The following is a 16,091-nucleotide window of genomic DNA, read 5'->3' as shown; positions in this document are numbered from 1 at the left end:
GCCAACGCTGCGTTAAAATCTGCCATCGCTGTCTATACTTATGTCAGGAAATCAACTGACACAATGGGATAGCGCTATGCCTTTGACCGCTTTTGAGCACTCTGACCCTTATACGCTCGGCATCGAGCTGGAAATGCAGATTGTTAATCCGCCCACCTATGATTTGAGCCAGGACTCCTCGCTGCTGATTAAGGAACTTAAAGGCCGCATCAGCGCGGGCGACGTGAAGCACGACATTACCGAAAGCATGCTGGAAATCGCCACCGACGTGTGTAAAGACGTGGAGGCCGCCAGAACGCAGCTCACGGATTTGCGTCACCGGGTGCTGCAGGCCGCCGGCAACCATCATCTGGCGATTTGCGGCGGCGGCACGCATCCCTGGCAAAAATGGCAGCGCCAGGAAGTGTGCCAGAACGAACGCTATAACCGCACCCTTGAGCTGTTCGGCTATCTGATGAAGCAGGCCACGGTATTCGGCCAGCACGTCCACGTGGGCTGCGAAAGCGAGGAAGACGCTATCTATTTGCTGCACGGCCTGTCGCGTTTCGTGCCGCACTTTATCGCGCTTTCCGCCTCCTCGCCCTATATCCAGGGCTCCGACACCGCCTACGCCTCTTCGCGCCTGAATATATTTTCAGCTTTCCCGGACAACGGCCACGCGCCCTTTGTCAGCAACTGGCAGGAATTCAGCTGGATGTATCAGCGCCTTGAGACCAGCGGCATTATCGAGTCGGTAAAAGACCTGCACTGGGACATTCGCCCCAGCCCAAAATTCGGCACCGTGGAAGTACGGGTGATGGACACGCCGCTGACCATTACGCGCGCGGTCAACATCGCCGGGTTTATCCAGGCCCTCTCACTCTGGCTTCTTAGCGAGCGCCCTTTCGTTCCGCGTTCCGAAGACTATTTGCTCTACCGTTTCAACCGTTTTCAGGCCTGCCGGTTCGGACTGGAAGGCATGCTGACGGATGTACGAACCGGCGAACAGCGCACTATCGCCGAGGACCTTTTGCCGCTGCTCGATACGCTCGCTCCTTACGCAGCGCAGCTTAAGGCAGAAAACTCGCTGGAAGCGATTTATCAAGACGTTCGCGACAACGTCAGCGATACCCTCGGGATACGTGAATTCATCGCCGGCGGAGGTTTGCTGACGGAGCTGGTGCGCAAACACTGCGAGATTTGGGCCGGGGAGTAACGCCTACCTCAATCCGGAAAAAACACGCATTATAAGTAGTTATTAAACATTTATTTTACCTACTCATTAAGAGGTGATTGCCCGCACAATCCTTAGCGATTTGATTTCACTCAATATTCCTCAGGCATGAGTTGCTATTTTCGCCGCCGTAAATACATCATGACAGTGAGGTTACGATGGACGTCAGTCGCAGAAAGTTTTTTAAAATCTGCGCCGGCGGAATGGCAGGAACAACGGTAGCGGCTCTTGGTTTCGCGCCCAAAATGGCGCTTGCGGAAACACGCAATTATAAATTACTGCGTGCCAAAGAGACTCGTAATACCTGTACCTACTGTGCCGTGGGTTGCGGTTTATTAATGTACAGCATGGCCGGAGACGGCTCCGGCAATGTCAAATCCAGTATTTTCCACGTTGAAGGCGATCCGGATCATCCGGTAAGCCGCGGCGCCCTTTGTCCGAAAGGCGCAGGTTCCCTTGATTATATCCACAGCGAAAGCCGCCTGACCTGGCCTGAATATCGCGCCCCCGGCTCTGACAAGTGGCAACGCATCAGCTGGGATGACGCCCTGCAACGCATCGCCCGCCTGATGAAAGACGACCGCGACGCTAACTTCGTTGAAAAAAACGAACATAACGTGACGGTGAACCGCTGGCTGACTACCGGGATGCTCTGCGCCTCGGCCGCCAGCAACGAAAACGGCGCCCTGACCAACAAATTTGTTCGGGCGCTGGGCATTCTCGGCGTAGATAACCAGGCGCGCGTCTGACACGGACCAACGGTAGCAAGTCTTGCTCCAACATTTGGTCGCGGTGCCATGACGAACCACTGGATCGACATGAAAAACGCCAACGTTATCGTGGTGATGGGCGGTAATGCGGCAGAAGCTCATCCCGTTGGTTTCCGCTGGGCGCTGGAAGCGCAAAAGAACAACGATGCAAAAATCGTCGTTGTCGATCCGCGTTTTACCCGTACCGCTTCAATTGCAGATATCTATGCGCCGATCCGTTCGGGGACCGATATTACGTTCCTGCTGGGCGTTATTCTGTATCTGATTAACAACCATAAAATTAACGCCGAATACGTTAAACACTACACCAACGCCAGCCTGCTGGTACGCGACGACTTCAGCTTTGACGACGGCCTGTTTAGCGGCTTCGACGCCGAGGCGCGCCAGTACGACAAAACAAGCTGGAACTATCAGTTTGACGACGAGGGCGTTCCGCTTCGCGATGACACCCTGACGCACCCGCGCTGCGTCTGGAACCTGCTCAAACAGCACGTTTCCCGCTATACGCCGGAAGTGGTGGAAAACATCTGCGGCACGCCGCGGGAAGATTTCCAGAAAGTCTGCGAGGTGCTGGCCTCCACCAGCGCCGTGGATCGCACCACCAGCTTCCTGTATGCGCTGGGCTGGACTCACCACACCGTAGGCGCGCAGAACATCCGCACCATGGCGATGATTCAGCTGCTGCTCGGCAATATGGGCATGCCAGGCGGCGGCGTTAACGCGCTGCGCGGCCACTCCAACGTGCAGGGGATGACCGATATCGGGCCTCTGGCCACCACGCTGCCGGGGTATCTGGCGTTGCCTAACGAGAAGCAGACCGACCTGCAAAGCTATCTCGAAGCCAATACGCCAAAAACGGTGGTGCCGGGGCAGATTAACTACTGGAGCAACTATCCCAAATTCTTCGTCAGCCTGATGAAGCACCTCTACGGCGACGCCGCGACCCGCGAAAATCAGTGGGGCTACGACTGGCTGCCGAAGTGGGATCGGCCTTACGACGTATTGCGCTATTTCGACATGATGCACCAGGGCAAGGTGAATGGTTATATCTGCCAGGGCTTTAACCCTATTGCCTCGACGCCCGACAAGAACAAGCTGGTGGCCTCGCTCAGCAAGCTGAAATACATGGTCGTTATCGATCCCCTGGTTACGGAAACCTCCAATTTCTGGCAGAACCACGGCGAGATGAACGACGTGGACTCCGCCAGCATTCAGACCGAGGTCTTCCGCCTGCCGTCCACCTGCTTTGCCGAAGAAGACGGCTGCATCGTCAACTCCGGCCGCTGGATGCAGTGGCACTGGAAAGGCGCCGATGCGCCGGGCGAAGCGCGCACCGACGGGCAGATACTGGCCGGCCTGCTCCATCATTTGCGCGAGCTTTACCGTAAAGAAGGCGGCAAAGGCATCGAACCGCTGATGAATATGAGCTGGCACTACGACCAGTTCTTCCATCCTTCTTCGGAAGAAGTGGCGAAAGAAAACAACGGCTATGCGTTAGCGGATTTGTACGACGACCAGGGCAACCTGCTGCGCAGAAAAGGCGAACTGCTGGACTCCTTCGCCCAGATGCGCGACGACGGCACCACCTCCTCCGGCTGCTGGATTTACGCCGGCAGCTGGACCGAGGATGGCAACCGCATGGCGAACCGCGACAACGCGGATCCGTCCGGGCTGGGCACCACCCTTGGCTGGGGCTGGGCATGGCCGATGAACCGCCGCGTGCTGTATAACCGCGCGTCTGCGGACCCTCAGGGCAAGCCGTGGGATCCCAAACGTCCGCTTATCCAGTGGAACGGGCAAAAGTGGATCGGCTACGACGTTCCGGACTATAACAACGCGCCGCCGGAAGCGAACGTTGGGCCGTTCATCATGCAGCAGGAAGGCCTGGGACGCCTGTTCGCGCTTAATAAGCTGGCGGAAGGGCCTTTCCCGGAACACTACGAGCCGTTTGAGACGCCGCTGGGCACCAACCCGCTGCATCCAAACGTGGTGTCGAACCCGGTCGTGCGTATTTTCGAAGCCGACGCGCAGCGCCGGGGTACGCATAAGGACTTCCCTTACGTCGGTACTACCTATCGTCTGACGGAGCATTTCCACACCTGGACCAAGCACGCACGGCTTAACGCCATCGCGCAGCCGGAACAGTTTGTGGAGATCAGCGAAGGGCTGGCAAAAGAGAAGGGCATCACCACCGGCGATACCGTGAAGGTCAGCAACAAGCGCGGCTTTATTCGCGCTAAAGCGGTGGTGACGCCGCGCATCAGGACGCTAAACGTAAACGGCCAGCAGGTGGAAACCATCGGTATTCCGCTGCACTGGGGCTTTGAAGGCAGGACGCAAAAGGGCTATCTGGCCAATACGCTGACCCCGGCCGTAGGCGATGCCAACTCCCAGACGCCGGAATTCAAGGCGTTTCTGGTTAACATCGAAAAGGCTTAAGGGAGCGAAATTATGTCATTGCAAACCCAGGACATTCTCAAACGTTCCGCCACCAACGGTCTGACGCCGCCTCCCAGGGCGCGCGACTACAAAGACGAGGTGGCCAAGCTCATCGATGTGTCCAGCTGTATCGGCTGTAAAGGGTGCCAGGTCGCCTGCTCGGAGTGGAACGACATCCGCGATGAGGTGGGACACTGCGTGGGCGTCTACGACAACCCCACCGACCTGAGCGCCAAATCCTGGACGGTTATGCGCTTTAGCGAAACCACCCGCAACGGCAAGCTGGAGTGGCTCATTCGTAAAGACGGCTGTATGCACTGCGAGGATCCGGGCTGCCTGAAGGCGTGCCCGTCCGCCGGGGCGATTATCCAGTACGCTAACGGCATCGTAGATTTTCAGTCAGAGCACTGCATCGGCTGCGGCTACTGCATCGCCGGCTGTCCGTTCAACGTTCCCCGGCTTAATAAAGAGGATAACAAGGTCTATAAATGCACCCTGTGCGTGGACCGCGTAAGCGTTGGTCAGGAGCCGGCCCTGCGTGAAAACCTGCCCTACCGGCGCCATCCACTTTGGCACCAAACAGGCGATGCTGGAGGTGGCAGAGCTGCGCGTAGAGAAGCTGAAAAAACGCGGCTATCAGAACGCGGGGCTCTACAACCCGCAAGGCGTTGGCGGCACCCACGTGATGTACGTTCTGCACCACGCCGACCAGCCGGAGCTGTATCACAACCTGCCGAAAGCGCCGCAGATTGATATGTCGGTCAGCCTGTGGAAAGGGATACTCAAACCGCTGTCGGCGGCGGGCTTTATCGCCACTTTCGCCGGGCTGATATTCCACTATATCGGCATTGGACCTAACGAAGAGGCGGATGAAGACGAGGAGGAACATCATGACTAAGAAGAGCAGGATGATTGTCAGGACGAAATTTATCGACCGCGCCTGTCACTGGACGATGGTTATCTGCTTCTTCCTGGTGGCGCTCTCCGGCATCGCGCTGTTCTTCCCGACGCTGCAATGGCTGACGGGAACCTTCGGTACGCCGCAGATGGGCCGCATTCTGCACCCGTTCTTCGGCGTGGCGATCTTCTTGATGCTGATGTTTATGTTCGTGCGTTTTGTGCACCACAATATTCCGGACAAACACGATATCCCGTGGGTGAAAGGCATTGTTGAGGTGCTTAAAGGCAACGAGCATAAGGTGGCGCAGGTCGGCAAATACAACGCCGGTCAGAAGATGATGTTCTGGACCATTATGAGCATGATCTCCGTGCTGCTGGTGAGCGGCATTATCATCTGGCGCCCGTACTTCGCCGGCTTCTTCCCGATTCAGATAGTGCGCTACGGCCTGCTTATCCACGCCACCTCGGCCATTATTTTACTCCTCGCCATTATGGTGCATATGTACATGGCGTTCTGGGTGAAAGGCTCGATTAAAGGCATGATTGACGGCAAGGTCAGCCGCCGCTGGGCGCAGAAACACCATCCGCGCTGGTATCGTGAAGTGGAAGCGCGGGAAGCGAAGAAAGAAAGCAGCGAGGGGATGTAGTTCTCAGGCTGATAAAAAAGATGGCGCGCAATTTTCGCCCTATAAAACAGCGGATGCCGTTGTGTGCAGGGCCGAAATAGCGCGTCATCTGCTTTTTAATCAGAAGGGCTGCGTCTGCCTGTACGGCAGTGAACGCAAACGAATGACCACAGGGAGGAGTGCGAACTTTCTAAGCTGCCTGTACGGCAGTGAACGTCGAACACGGCATCCAGTAACGCTTTTTCCATTTCTAAGCTGCCTGTACGGCAGTGAACCCAAGCCCACCCTGCGCCATCGAAAGCGGCGTTTTCTAAGCTGCCTGTACGGCAGTGAACTTAACGCACCAGCTTTCACCAGGGCTGCTCGCTTTCTAAGCTGCCTGTACGGCAGTGAACTAACGGTATTCCCAGGACATGGAGCCGGCCCCCTTTCTAAGCTGCCTGTACGGCAGTAAACAGAAGCTTTACACGCTTAACTCTTTGAGGCAATACATAAAACGGCCTTTCCTTCCGCAAATACCCTTTTTCTAACCTTTTAAATAAGAATATTATAATCAACAAGTTACAAGACCCTATAAAATTAGGGTTTGAACTGTTAACCGCGTTGGAACCTGTTCAGTGCGCTGATAATGGGCTTTTTAAGCCAGGCCAGAATCGTTAGTTATTTACTTCAATAACAAAGCCCGGTAATAAAAAACCCGTCCGGGTGATAAGCCACCCGGACGGGTTTTTTATTGAATATGCACAGGGCTTAGCGGCTAAGCTGTACCGCCACGGAGCGGATATCGTTTCCTGTTGGCGACTGGTGGATCCGCAGGCCAAACTCATCAATCACCGCAAAAATATGCTCAAAAATATCCGCCTGGATAGCCTCATATTCCAGCCACACGACGGTATTTGTAAAAGCGTAAATTTCCAGAGGAAGCCCTTCTGCGCCGGGGGCAAGCTGTCGCACCATTAGCGTCATATCTTTACGGATTCGCGGATGGTTTTGCAGATATTCCGTCAGATAAACCCTGAAGGTACCGACGTTTGTCATGCTGCGGCCGTTGAGTACCGATGCGGTATCGCTATTGTGGGTACGGTTATATTCTTCGATCTCTTTACTGCGGGAGTCCATATAGGGCTTTAACAGCCTGGCGTTAATCAGGCGCTGCTGTTCTTGCGGCGAGAGAAAATGAATGCTGGTGGTATCAATATTAATGCTGCGCTTAATTCGGCGCCCGCCGGATTGCGACATGCCGCTCCAGTTTTTAAACGCGTCAGATACCAGGGCATAGGTGGGAATAGTGGTGATGGTGTTATCCCAGTTGCGCACTTTCACCGTTGTCAGGCCAATATCCGTTACCGCTCCGTCGGCGCCGAACTTTGGCATTTCCAGCCAGTCTCCCAGCTTTAACATGCGGTTAGCCGAAAGCTGGATGCCGGCGACCAGGCCAAGAATCGGGTCTTTAAACACCAGCATCAGGACCGCCGCCATGGCGCCCAGGCCGCTAATCAGAATGGCCGGCGACTGCCCGATGACGCGGGAAATCATCATGATGCCGATGACCATTGCGCTGATTAATTTAACGCCCTGGAAAATGCCTTTTAGCGGAATATGGGAAGCGAAGGTGATTTTCTGCGAGAAGTTATAAATAACGTCCAGCAAAGAGAATAACGACAGCAGCGAGTAAAGCATAATCCACAGCTGCGCGCCGATGATTAAAACCGTACTGATGTCGCTGCCTTTCTGCAGCCACAGCACCGCCTGGATATTGACGATAATCCCCTGCAGCGTTAAGGCCAGCCTTTGAAAAAGTTTGTTTTCAGTAATTATTTGCAGCCACAGATGCGGGCTGGATTTCGCCCGCTTTTCGAAAGCGCGCAACACCATGCCGTGAAGCATAAAATGCACCGCCAGCGAAAATATAAAAATAATACTCAGAACCAGAATTAAAGAGGTTGTGTGGTTAAGTACAATCCCGAAATTACTTAAGAATGAAGCCAGTTCCTGCATGATATCTCCTTTTATCGAGGCTATATCTTGCCGTCTCATCGATTTTGCCGCAACTTTCCCGGTTTCTTTTACTCCTTAAAAGGCAATTTTCAGCTTTTTCTTTTGCGTGCGCCGGGCGTATTTATTTCCGCCGCTTTAGCTGAAGATCGGCGTCGCAGCCGCTCTGCTTCATCTTTTTGTCCCCCTTCACGGGCATAGAGTTCGGGCATCGCCAGCAGAAATGGCGGAGAAACTGAACCGATCTTGCTCAGTTTCCTATACTTCTGACGAGCGTTCTTTATGTAACCCCGGCAACGTATGCCGAAAGGGAGGAAAAAGTGGAAGATAAACTGAAAATTACGCCAGCGGGCTCTCAGCCTTCTCAGACCGGACCAGAAAATTACTTTACCGGCCGGGTACGCATTGACGCCCCTTTCCAGGCTACAGCACCAGCCCGTGTCGGCGGAGCGGCAATCACCTTTGAACCGGGCGCCCGCACGGCCTGGCATACCCATCCGCTCGGCCAGACGCTGATCGTTACTCACGGACGCGGCTGGCTACAGGAATGGGGCCACCCGATAAAAGAGATAAACCAGGGCGATATCGTCTGGATCCCGGAAGACGTTAAGCACTGGCACGGCGCTACGCCTGACAACGCGATGACCCATATCGCCATTGCGGAATCCCTGAACGGCAGCCCCGTCGAGTGGATGGAGCACGTCAGCGACGATCAATATAATAATGAACGAGTCATGCAGGAGAAACCATGACGATGAAAGTCCTCGGCTATGCGGCGCAAAGCGCGCAGGTCCCACTGGCCCCGTTCGAATTTATCCGCCGCGATCCGCGCCCGGACGATGTGGTGCTGGAGGTTATGTATTGCGGCGTATGCCACTCCGATCTTCACCAGGCGCGTAACGACTGGGGATTTAGCACCTATCCGCTGGTGCCGGGACACGAAGTGATCGGCCGGGTCGCCTCTGTCGGCAGCAGCGTCACCAAATTCAAACCGGGCGATTACGCCGGCATCGGCTGTATGGTGGATTCCTGCCGCGTGTGCCATCCCTGTAAAGAGGGTCTTGAGCAGTATTGCGAAGAAGGCAACGTGCAGACCTACAACGGCGTCGATCGCCATGACCATCAGCCAACCTACGGCGGCTATTCCCAGGCCATCGTCGCCTCGCAAGACTTCGTGTTAAAAATGCCGGACGGGCTGGATCTCAAAGGCGCCGCGCCGCTGCTTTGCGCCGGCATCACGACCTGGTCGCCCCTGCGCCACTGGAACGTCGGCAAGGGCAGTAAAGTTGCGGTTATCGGACTGGGCGGACTAGGCCATATGGCACTGAAGCTGGCGAACGCGCTGGGCGCGGAGGTGACGCTGTTCACCCGCTCGGCCAGCAAAGAAGCGGACGCCCGCCGCCTGGGCGCGCACAACATTGTGTTATCGACAGACGAGGCGCAGATGGAGAGCGTGAAGAATCAGTTTGACCTGATTATCGACACGGTGCCGTACGTCCACGATATCAATCCCTACATGCCAACCCTGACGCTGGACGGCACGCTGGTTTACGTCGGGCTGCTGGGGGAGATAGACCCGCCGGCCAGCACCTTGCCGATGATTATGGGCCGCCGTTCCGTCTCCGGCTCGGCGATTGGCGGCATCAGGGAAACCCAGGAGATGCTGGATTTCTGCGCCGAGCACGGCATCGTCTCCGATATCGAAATGATCGACATACAGCAGATTAACCAAGCCTACGAGCGCCTGTTGAAGAGCGACGTGAAGTACCGCTTCGTCATTGATATGGCAACGCTTAAGGCCTGACGGCGGCTGAATGCGCGCGCTTATTCCTTGCGTGAGAAGAGGAATAAGCCGTCGCGCATAATTTTTAACAATCCATTTCCACCAGGGTACAATCGCGCAACAGCTCATCAGTACGCGGGTAGCCCGGTTGTCATCACTCTTCTCTTTTTCTCGCCATAAATGGCCTTCAGCGATCGCGCTTCTGGCGATGCTGATGCTTTTTATCGCGCCGGTGATTTCTAAATCGCTGGAGCACAGGCGCGTGGCGATGAGTGAGGCAGGCGGCGAACATCAGATGACGCACTCCGGCGGCATGATGATGGAGATGGGGTCGATGAAGATGCCCGGCGCCTCTCACCTTATGCCCGATCCGGGCGCCTCGTTGATGGATGATATCGCCTGCGGATATTGTCAGCTGCTGCTGCATGTCCCTCTTATCGTCTGGCTGTTTATTCCCTTTATCTGGCTGGCGTGGCGTATTACCCGCGCCCCGCCTCCTGCGGTTATCGCCCCGCTGCTGGCTCAGCATGAAGATGCCGGGGCCCTGCCGCGCGCGCCTCCTGTCGCCCCGTTTCGTTAAAAAACCTCCACCTTTAACGTAATGGCTATGCCACAGGATAACTATGTCTTCCGGACACTCTCAGCTCGCCCGTCGGGGCGCGCTGCTGACGCTTTTGCGTCGCCTGCATTTTTATATCGGCCTGTTCGTTGGCCCGTTTATTTTCGTCGCGGCTCTTACGGGCACCCTGTACGTACTGACGCCTCAAATTGAAAACGCGCTTTACCATGAAGCGTTGTATACCGAAGCGGCCGGCCCGCAACACTCTCTTTCGCAGCAGATAGCCGCAGCACGACGCTATATTGGCGAAGATGCCCGTATCTACGCGGTGCGCCCGGCGCCCGCTCCGGGTGAGACGACCCGCGTGCAGTTTGTCGATTCTGCGCTCGCAGCCTCTGAGTCCCGCGCGATTTTTGTTTCGCCGTCCACGCTTGCGGTGAAAGGCGATATGACGGTCTACGGCACCAGCGGCGTGCTGCCGTTACGTACCTGGATTGATAATTTTCACCGTGGGCTACTGCTGGGCGATACGGGCCGGCTTTACAGCGAGCTGGCCGCTTCCTGGCTATGGGCGGCGGCGCTGGGCGGCGTGGCGATCTGGCTGACGTCACGTCCGAAAAGAAAGCTGAAGGTTCGGCATACTTCGCAAAGCAAAGCTCGCCACTGGCACATTACGCTGGGGGTATTTTTGCTCCTCGGGCTGATATTCTTCTCCGCCACGGGGCTTACCTGGTCGCAGTGGGCGGGCGGAAATATCGATAAGCTTCGCAGCGAGCTGGGCTGGATGACGCCGCAGATGAACACCGCCCTGAAGCCGCAAACGGGCCATCTGCATCAGGCTCCCCACGCTGAACATCATGGGATGACGCCCGGCATGGCCATGCCCGTCGTCGCGAATGAAACCTGGGATGGCGTGCTCCACGCGGCGCGCGCGGCGGGGATCTCGTCGAACAAGCTTGAAATTCGCCCGGCGCGGGCGGCGGATCAAGCCTGGACGGTAACCGAAATCGATCGCGCATGGCCAACGCAAGTTGATGCCGTAGCTGTCGATCCCCTCAGCCTGAACGTTGTCGATCGGGTGCGCTTCGCCGATTTCCCTCTGGTTGCCAGACTAACGCGCTGGGGCATCGACGCGCATATGGGCGTGCTGTTCGGGCTGCCTAACCAGCTGCTGCTGGCGGCGTTTGGTTTTGGCCTGTGTACGATGATTGTGCTCGGCTACCGGATGTGGTGGCTGCGTCGGCCCGCCGCCTCCGCGCATAACCCGGCACAAACGCTAAGCGAGGCGTGGTTCGCCCTGCCGGTTGCCTGGCGCGCAGGTTCGCTGCTCGCCGCCGTCCTGCTCGGCTTTTGCCTGCCGGTGATGGGCGTGAGCCTGCTGCTGTTTATGCTGGCGGACGTTGGCCGCTGGCGAGTGAGAGTTTTAAGAGCGCAGCCTCTGTAACCTGACATCCCCTCCCGCGGGAGGGGAAAAATTGGTCCTACCAATCTTACCAAAAACGTGACCGCTTTGCGCATTACCGCAAAAAAACCAACATAAATATTGCCATCAGTTAACACAAAGTTAACCATAAAACCTCAAACACCCTACATTGCACGATTGGTCCTACCAATCTGGCGAAAAATAATAAGCCCGTCACGTTCCGGAGATCTCCCGCATGCAAGCCTGGCAACAAGTTTACGACCCGGCAGGTAATATCTGGCTGTCCAGCCTGATTGCCGCCCTGCCCATTGTGTTCTTCTTCTACGCGTTGATTAAGCTGCGCATGAAGGGCTATCTGGCCGCAACGCTGACGGTCGGCCTTGCCCTGCTGGTCGCGCTGTTCTTCTACCGCATGCCGGTTGACCGGGCGCTGGCATCGGTGGTGTACGGCTTCTTCTACGGCCTGTGGCCGATAGCATGGATTATTATCGCCGCCGTATTCGTCTATAAAATCTCGGTGAAAACCGGGCAGTTCGACATTATCCGTTCGTCGATTCTCTCCATCACGCCGGATCAGCGCCTGCAAATGCTGATCGTCGGCTTTTCCTTTGGCGCGTTCCTGGAAGGGGCCGCGGGATTCGGCGCGCCGGTAGCCATCACCGCCGCCCTGCTGGTCGGCCTGGGCTTTAATCCTCTTTACGCCGCCGGCCTGTGCCTGATTGTCAACACCGCGCCGGTGGCTTTTGGCGCGATGGGCATTCCGATTATCGTGGCGGGACAGGTTACCGGGCTGGACAGCTTTGAAATTGGCCAGATGGTTGGCCGCCAGCTGCCGTTCCTGACGATTATCGTGCTGTTCTGGATAATGGCGATCATGGACGGCTGGCGCGGCATTAAAGAGACCTGGCCTGCGGTCATGGTCGCCGGCGGCTCGTTCGCTATCGCTCAGTTCCTGAGCTCCAACTTCCTTGGGCCGGAGCTGCCGGATATTATCTCCTCGCTGGTTTCGCTGGTCTGTTTGACCGCTTTCCTGCGCGTCTGGAAACCGGTGCGCATCTTCCGCTTCGGCGACGTTGGCGCGTCGGTGACCGATCAGACCCTCGCCCGTAAAAACTATACCGCCGGCCAGGTTATTCGCGCCTGGATGCCGTTTATCTTCCTGACCGCCACCGTGACTATCTGGAGCGTGCCGCCGTTTAAAGCGCTGTTCGCGCCGGGCGGCGCGCTGGCGGACTGGGTATTCAACGTTTCCGTGCCCTTCCTCGACAAGCTGGTGGCGAAGATGCCGCCGGTGGTGGCGGAAAGCGTGGCCTACGCGGCGGTGTACAAGTTCGACTGGTTCTCCGCGACCGGCACCGCCATTCTGGTCGCCGCCCTCATCTCCATCGTCTATCTGCGCATGAAGCCGAAGGCCGCGGTTGAAACCTTCGGCGAGACGCTCAGGGAGCTGGCGCTGCCGATTTACTCCATCGGCATGGTGCTTGCGTTCGCCTTTATCTCTAACTATTCCGGACTTTCGGCCACCCTTGCGCTGGCGCTGGCACACACCGGGCACGCGTTCACCTTCTTCTCGCCGTTCCTCGGCTGGCTGGGCGTGTTCCTGACCGGTTCAGATACCTCCTCAAACGCGCTGTTCGCGGCTTTGCAGGCCACTACCGCACAGCAGATCGGCGTTTCGGATTTGCTGCTGGTGGCGGCAAACACCACCGGCGGCGTCACCGGGAAGATGATTTCTCCGCAGTCCATCGCTATCGCCTGCGCGGCCGTAGGGCTGGTCGGTAAAGAGTCAGATCTGTTCCGCTTTACCGTCAAACACAGCCTGATTTTCACCTGCATGGTGGGCGCGATTACCACCCTGCAGGCTTATGTACTGACCTGGATGATTCCATGACCACCGCAAGACCGCGCCTGGCCGACCATCTGGTCGATCGCCTGAAGGCGCTGATTAACGAACGTAAACTGGAGGCGGGCATGCGGTTGCCCGCCGAACGCCAGCTGGCCTGCGAGATGGGCGTCTCCCGCTCGTCCATCCGCGAAGCGATACAAAAGCTGATTAGCGAAGGCGTGCTGATTAGCCGCCGCGGCGGCGGCACTTTTGTGCGCTATGAGGTGCAGGCGTGGTCCGAGCAGCGCATCGTACAGCCGCTCAAAACCCTTGTCGAAGACGATCCCAACTATCGCTACGACATTTTAGAAGCGCGCCACGCCATCGAAGCGAGCACCGCCTGGCATGCGGCAATGCGCGCCACGCCCGCCGACAAAGAAAAATTAATCGCCTGTTTTGACGCCACCCTAAAATTCAAGGAAAGCGACGATCCGGATCTGGCCGCCCAGGCCGACGTGCGTTTTCATCTGGCCATCGCTGAGGCCTCGCACAATATCGTGCTGCTTCAGACCATGCGCGGCTTTTTCGATCTTTTGCAGTCCTCGGTGATGCACAGCCGCCGGCGCATGTATACCGTTCCCAGCATTTTTGCCGGGCTTACCGAACAGCATAACGAACTGCTGCAGGCGATTCTGGCAGGCGACCCGGAGCGCGCGCGCCGTGCCGCGAAGACGCACCTCGGGTTTGTGCATACCACCCTCAAAACCCTGCACGAAGACGAAGCCCGGCAGGCACGCATTACCCGCCTGCCGGATGAAGATACCGACGTAACAAGGGAAGAAAATTCATGATTATTTCAGCTGCATCCGACTATCGCGCCGCCGCCCGGCGCATCCTGCCGCCCTTCTTATTTCACTATATCGACGGCGGCGCCTATGCCGAGCAAACCCTGCGCCGCAACGTGGAAGATCTGGCGCAGGTGGCGTTAAGACAGCGCGTGCTGAAGAATATGTCGGCGCTGAGCCTGGAAACCAAGCTGTTTAACGAAACGCTTTCGATGCCGGTGGCGCTTGCTCCGGTGGGGTTATGCGGCATGTACGCGCGTCGCGGCGAGGTTCAGGCGGCCAAAGCCGCCGCGGCAAAAGGCATTCCCTTTACCCTGTCCACCGTGTCCGTGTGCCCAATCGAAGAGGTCGCCCCGGCCATCGACCGTCCGATGTGGTTCCAGCTGTATGTGCTAAAAGATCGCGGCTTTATGCGCAACGCGCTGGAGCGCGCCAAAGCCGCCGGCTGCTCAACATTAGTCTTTACCGTCGATATGCCTACGCCCGGCGCGCGCTACCGCGATGCCCATTCCGGCATGAGCGGAGCGAACGCAGCGATGCGGCGCTACTGGCAGGCGGCGACGCATCCGCAGTGGGCCTGGGACGTGGGCCTTAACGGCCGTCCTCACGATTTGGGGAATATCTCAGCCTACTTAGGCAAGCCAACCGGGCTGGAAGACTACATCGGCTGGCTGGCGAACAACTTCGATCCGTCCATCTCCTGGAGCGATCTGGAGTGGATCCGTGAATTCTGGGACGGCCCGATGATCATCAAAGGCATTCTCGATCCGCAAGACGCCAAAGACGCGGTACGCTTCGGCGCCGACGGAATTGTGGTGTCGAACCACGGCGGCCGCCAGCTCGACGGCGTGCTGTCGTCCTGCCGCGCGCTGCCCGCCATTGCCGACGCGGTTAAAGGCGATATCGCTATTCTGGCCGACAGCGGCATCCGCAACGGGCTTGACGTGGTGCGCATGATTGCGCTGGGGGCCGATACCGTGCTGCTGGGCCGCGCTTATCTCTACGCGCTGGCCACCCACGGCCAGGCCGGCGTGGCTAACCTGCTGAACCTGATCGAAAAAGAGATGAAGGTGGCGATGACGCTAACCGGCGCGAAAAATATAGCGGAAATCAGCCCCGAGCTTCTGGTGCGCGAAGGCCTGAAAGATATTCTTTCCCCTGCGGATATGGCGGTTGGCTTTTAACGAAGAGGATGTCTCCAGAGGCTTCTGGAGACATCGGAACAACGGATTAGTTAAGCTTGTAGTCCAGTGAGATTTCAGCTTTCAGCAGCTGGGATACCGGGCAGCCCGCTTTGGCTTTCTGAATAATTTTGTCGAACTCTGAAACGTCGATATTCGGCACTTTTACGCTGCTGTTAAGCGCAATTTTGGTAATGGCGAAACCGCCGTCTTTTTTATCAAGAGAGACGTCCGCAGTGGTGTCGATGCTTTCCGCCGTAAAGCCTTCTTCGCCCAGCATCAGCGAAAGCGCCATGGAGAAGCAGGCCGCGTGGGCCGCGCCGATCAGCTCTTCCGGGTTGGTGCCGGCCGCGCCTTCGAAACGGGTATTAAAGCCGTAGGGTTGCTGTTTCAACGCGCCGCTTTCGGTAGATACCGTGCCTTTGCCGCTTTTAATATCGCCTTCCCAGTGGGCCTGCCCTTTCTTGTGAATAGTCATATCGTCGCTCCTTTTATTTACACAGACGATAAGTATAGAGGCTCAAAATAAGGC

General features: G+C 57.0%; 11 protein-coding genes, 2 pseudogenes and 1 CRISPR repeat array. Of the genes and pseudogenes, 11 read left to right on the top strand and 2 right to left on the bottom strand.

Features of this window, described 5'->3' with window-relative positions:
• The first annotated feature begins 76 nt into the window (after window positions 1-76).
• The 4 genes and pseudogenes from WLO32_RS05675 to fdnI all read left to right on the top strand — a co-directional run bounded on the left by WLO32_RS05675 (window position 77) and on the right by fdnI (window position 5,969).
• Window positions 77-1,195 carry a YbdK family carboxylate-amine ligase gene (locus WLO32_RS05675; protein WP_435947532.1) on the top strand — a complete coding sequence of 373 codons (1,119 nt, stop codon included), beginning with the start codon at window positions 77-79 and terminating at the stop codon, window positions 1,193-1,195.
• Window positions 1,196-1,371: 176 nt separating this feature from the next.
• On the top strand, window positions 1,372-4,422 hold the full coding sequence (gene fdnG / locus WLO32_RS05670) for a formate dehydrogenase-N subunit alpha (RefSeq protein WP_435947531.1): 3,051 nt from the start codon (window positions 1,372-1,374) through the stop codon (window positions 4,420-4,422).
• A 12-nt stretch (window positions 4,423-4,434) separates the two neighbouring features.
• A pseudogene (gene fdxH / locus WLO32_RS05665) lies at window positions 4,435-5,320 on the top strand (formate dehydrogenase subunit beta).
• Complete coding sequence (gene fdnI / locus WLO32_RS05660; RefSeq protein ID WP_435947530.1) at window positions 5,313-5,969, top strand: formate dehydrogenase-N subunit gamma; 657 nt, start codon at window positions 5,313-5,315, stop codon at window positions 5,967-5,969. The pseudogene fdxH and the gene fdnI overlap by 8 nt, the downstream one beginning before the upstream one ends.
• A 166-nt stretch (window positions 5,970-6,135) precedes the next feature.
• A CRISPR array of direct repeats spans window positions 6,136-6,404; the repeat unit is 28 nt; unit sequence TTTCTAAGCTGCCTGTACGGCAGTGAAC.
• Window positions 6,405-6,698: 294 nt separating this feature from the next.
• On the opposite strand, the gene WLO32_RS05655 is transcribed toward fdnI, so the two are convergent.
• Entirely contained in the window at window positions 6,699-7,946 is a 1,248-nt protein-coding gene (locus WLO32_RS05655; RefSeq protein WP_435947529.1) for a mechanosensitive ion channel family protein, read from the bottom strand.
• 329 nt (window positions 7,947-8,275) lie between these two features.
• On the opposite strand from WLO32_RS05655, the gene WLO32_RS05650 reads away from it, so the two are divergent.
• The 7 genes and pseudogenes from WLO32_RS05650 to lldD all read left to right on the top strand — a co-directional run bounded on the left by WLO32_RS05650 (window position 8,276) and on the right by lldD (window position 15,562).
• Window positions 8,276-8,695: a (R)-mandelonitrile lyase gene (locus WLO32_RS05650; protein WP_121265721.1), complete on the top strand. Its 420-nt coding sequence runs from the start codon at window positions 8,276-8,278 to the stop codon at window positions 8,693-8,695.
• The gene (locus WLO32_RS05645) at window positions 8,692-9,747 is read left to right on the top strand and encodes an NAD(P)-dependent alcohol dehydrogenase (protein WP_435947528.1); all 1,056 of its coding nucleotides are present in this window, start codon (window positions 8,692-8,694) and stop codon (window positions 9,745-9,747) included. Before WLO32_RS05650 ends, WLO32_RS05645 begins: the two co-directional genes overlap by 4 nt.
• A 193-nt stretch (window positions 9,748-9,940) precedes the next feature.
• On the top strand, window positions 9,941-10,306 hold the full coding sequence (locus tag WLO32_RS05640; RefSeq protein ID WP_435947527.1) for a DUF2946 domain-containing protein: 366 nt from the start codon (window positions 9,941-9,943) through the stop codon (window positions 10,304-10,306).
• Window positions 10,307-10,349: 43 nt separating this feature from the next.
• Window positions 10,350-11,699 (top strand): annotated as a pseudogene (locus WLO32_RS05635) (PepSY-associated TM helix domain-containing protein); the annotation flags it as partial.
• Between the two features lie 244 nt (window positions 11,700-11,943).
• On the top strand, window positions 11,944-13,599 hold the full coding sequence (gene lldP, locus WLO32_RS05630) for an L-lactate permease (protein ID WP_435947526.1): 1,656 nt from the start codon (window positions 11,944-11,946) through the stop codon (window positions 13,597-13,599).
• On the top strand, window positions 13,596-14,384 hold the full coding sequence (gene lldR / locus WLO32_RS05625) for a transcriptional regulator LldR (RefSeq protein WP_435947525.1): 789 nt from the start codon (window positions 13,596-13,598) through the stop codon (window positions 14,382-14,384). The genes lldP and lldR overlap by 4 nt, the downstream gene beginning before the upstream one ends.
• Window positions 14,381-15,562 (top strand): FMN-dependent L-lactate dehydrogenase LldD, encoded by a 1,182-nt coding sequence (lldD, locus tag WLO32_RS05620; protein ID WP_435947523.1) that lies wholly within the window; start codon window positions 14,381-14,383, stop codon window positions 15,560-15,562. The genes lldR and lldD overlap by 4 nt, the downstream gene beginning before the upstream one ends.
• 46 nt (window positions 15,563-15,608) lie before the next feature.
• Here lldD and WLO32_RS05615 read toward each other — a convergent pair whose 3' ends face one another.
• Window positions 15,609-16,037 carry an OsmC family protein gene (locus WLO32_RS05615; protein ID WP_121265562.1) on the bottom strand — a complete coding sequence of 143 codons (429 nt, stop codon included), beginning with the start codon at window positions 16,035-16,037 and terminating at the stop codon, window positions 15,609-15,611.
• Window positions 16,038-16,091 lie beyond the last annotated feature (54 nt).

Source organism: Dryocola mayonis (assembly GCF_051307045.1).
Classification (GTDB): Bacteria; Pseudomonadota; Gammaproteobacteria; order Enterobacterales; family Enterobacteriaceae; genus Dryocola.
Note: the sequence above shows the minus strand (reverse complement) of the source record. Positions and strands in the feature narration are given on the sequence as shown.

Bases quoted from the DNA above. Each gene is read 5' to 3' on its own strand.
- WLO32_RS05675 (WP_435947532.1), top strand. From the start codon at position 77: ATGCCTTTGACCGCTTTTGAGCACTCTGACCCTTATACGCTCGGCATC.
- fdnI (WP_435947530.1), top strand. From the start codon at position 5,313: ATGACTAAGAAGAGCAGGATGATTGTCAGGACGAAATTTATCGACCGC.
- WLO32_RS05655 (WP_435947529.1), bottom strand. From the start codon at position 7,946: ATGCAGGAACTGGCTTCATTCTTAAGTAATTTCGGGATTGTACTTAAC.
- WLO32_RS05645 (WP_435947528.1), top strand. From the start codon at position 8,692: ATGACGATGAAAGTCCTCGGCTATGCGGCGCAAAGCGCGCAGGTCCCA.
- WLO32_RS05640 (WP_435947527.1), top strand. From the start codon at position 9,941: ATGCTTTTTATCGCGCCGGTGATTTCTAAATCGCTGGAGCACAGGCGC.
- lldP (WP_435947526.1), top strand. From the start codon at position 11,944: ATGCAAGCCTGGCAACAAGTTTACGACCCGGCAGGTAATATCTGGCTG.
- lldR (WP_435947525.1), top strand. From the start codon at position 13,596: ATGACCACCGCAAGACCGCGCCTGGCCGACCATCTGGTCGATCGCCTG.
- lldD (WP_435947523.1), top strand. From the start codon at position 14,381: ATGATTATTTCAGCTGCATCCGACTATCGCGCCGCCGCCCGGCGCATC.
- WLO32_RS05615 (WP_121265562.1), bottom strand. From the start codon at position 16,037: ATGACTATTCACAAGAAAGGGCAGGCCCACTGGGAAGGCGATATTAAA.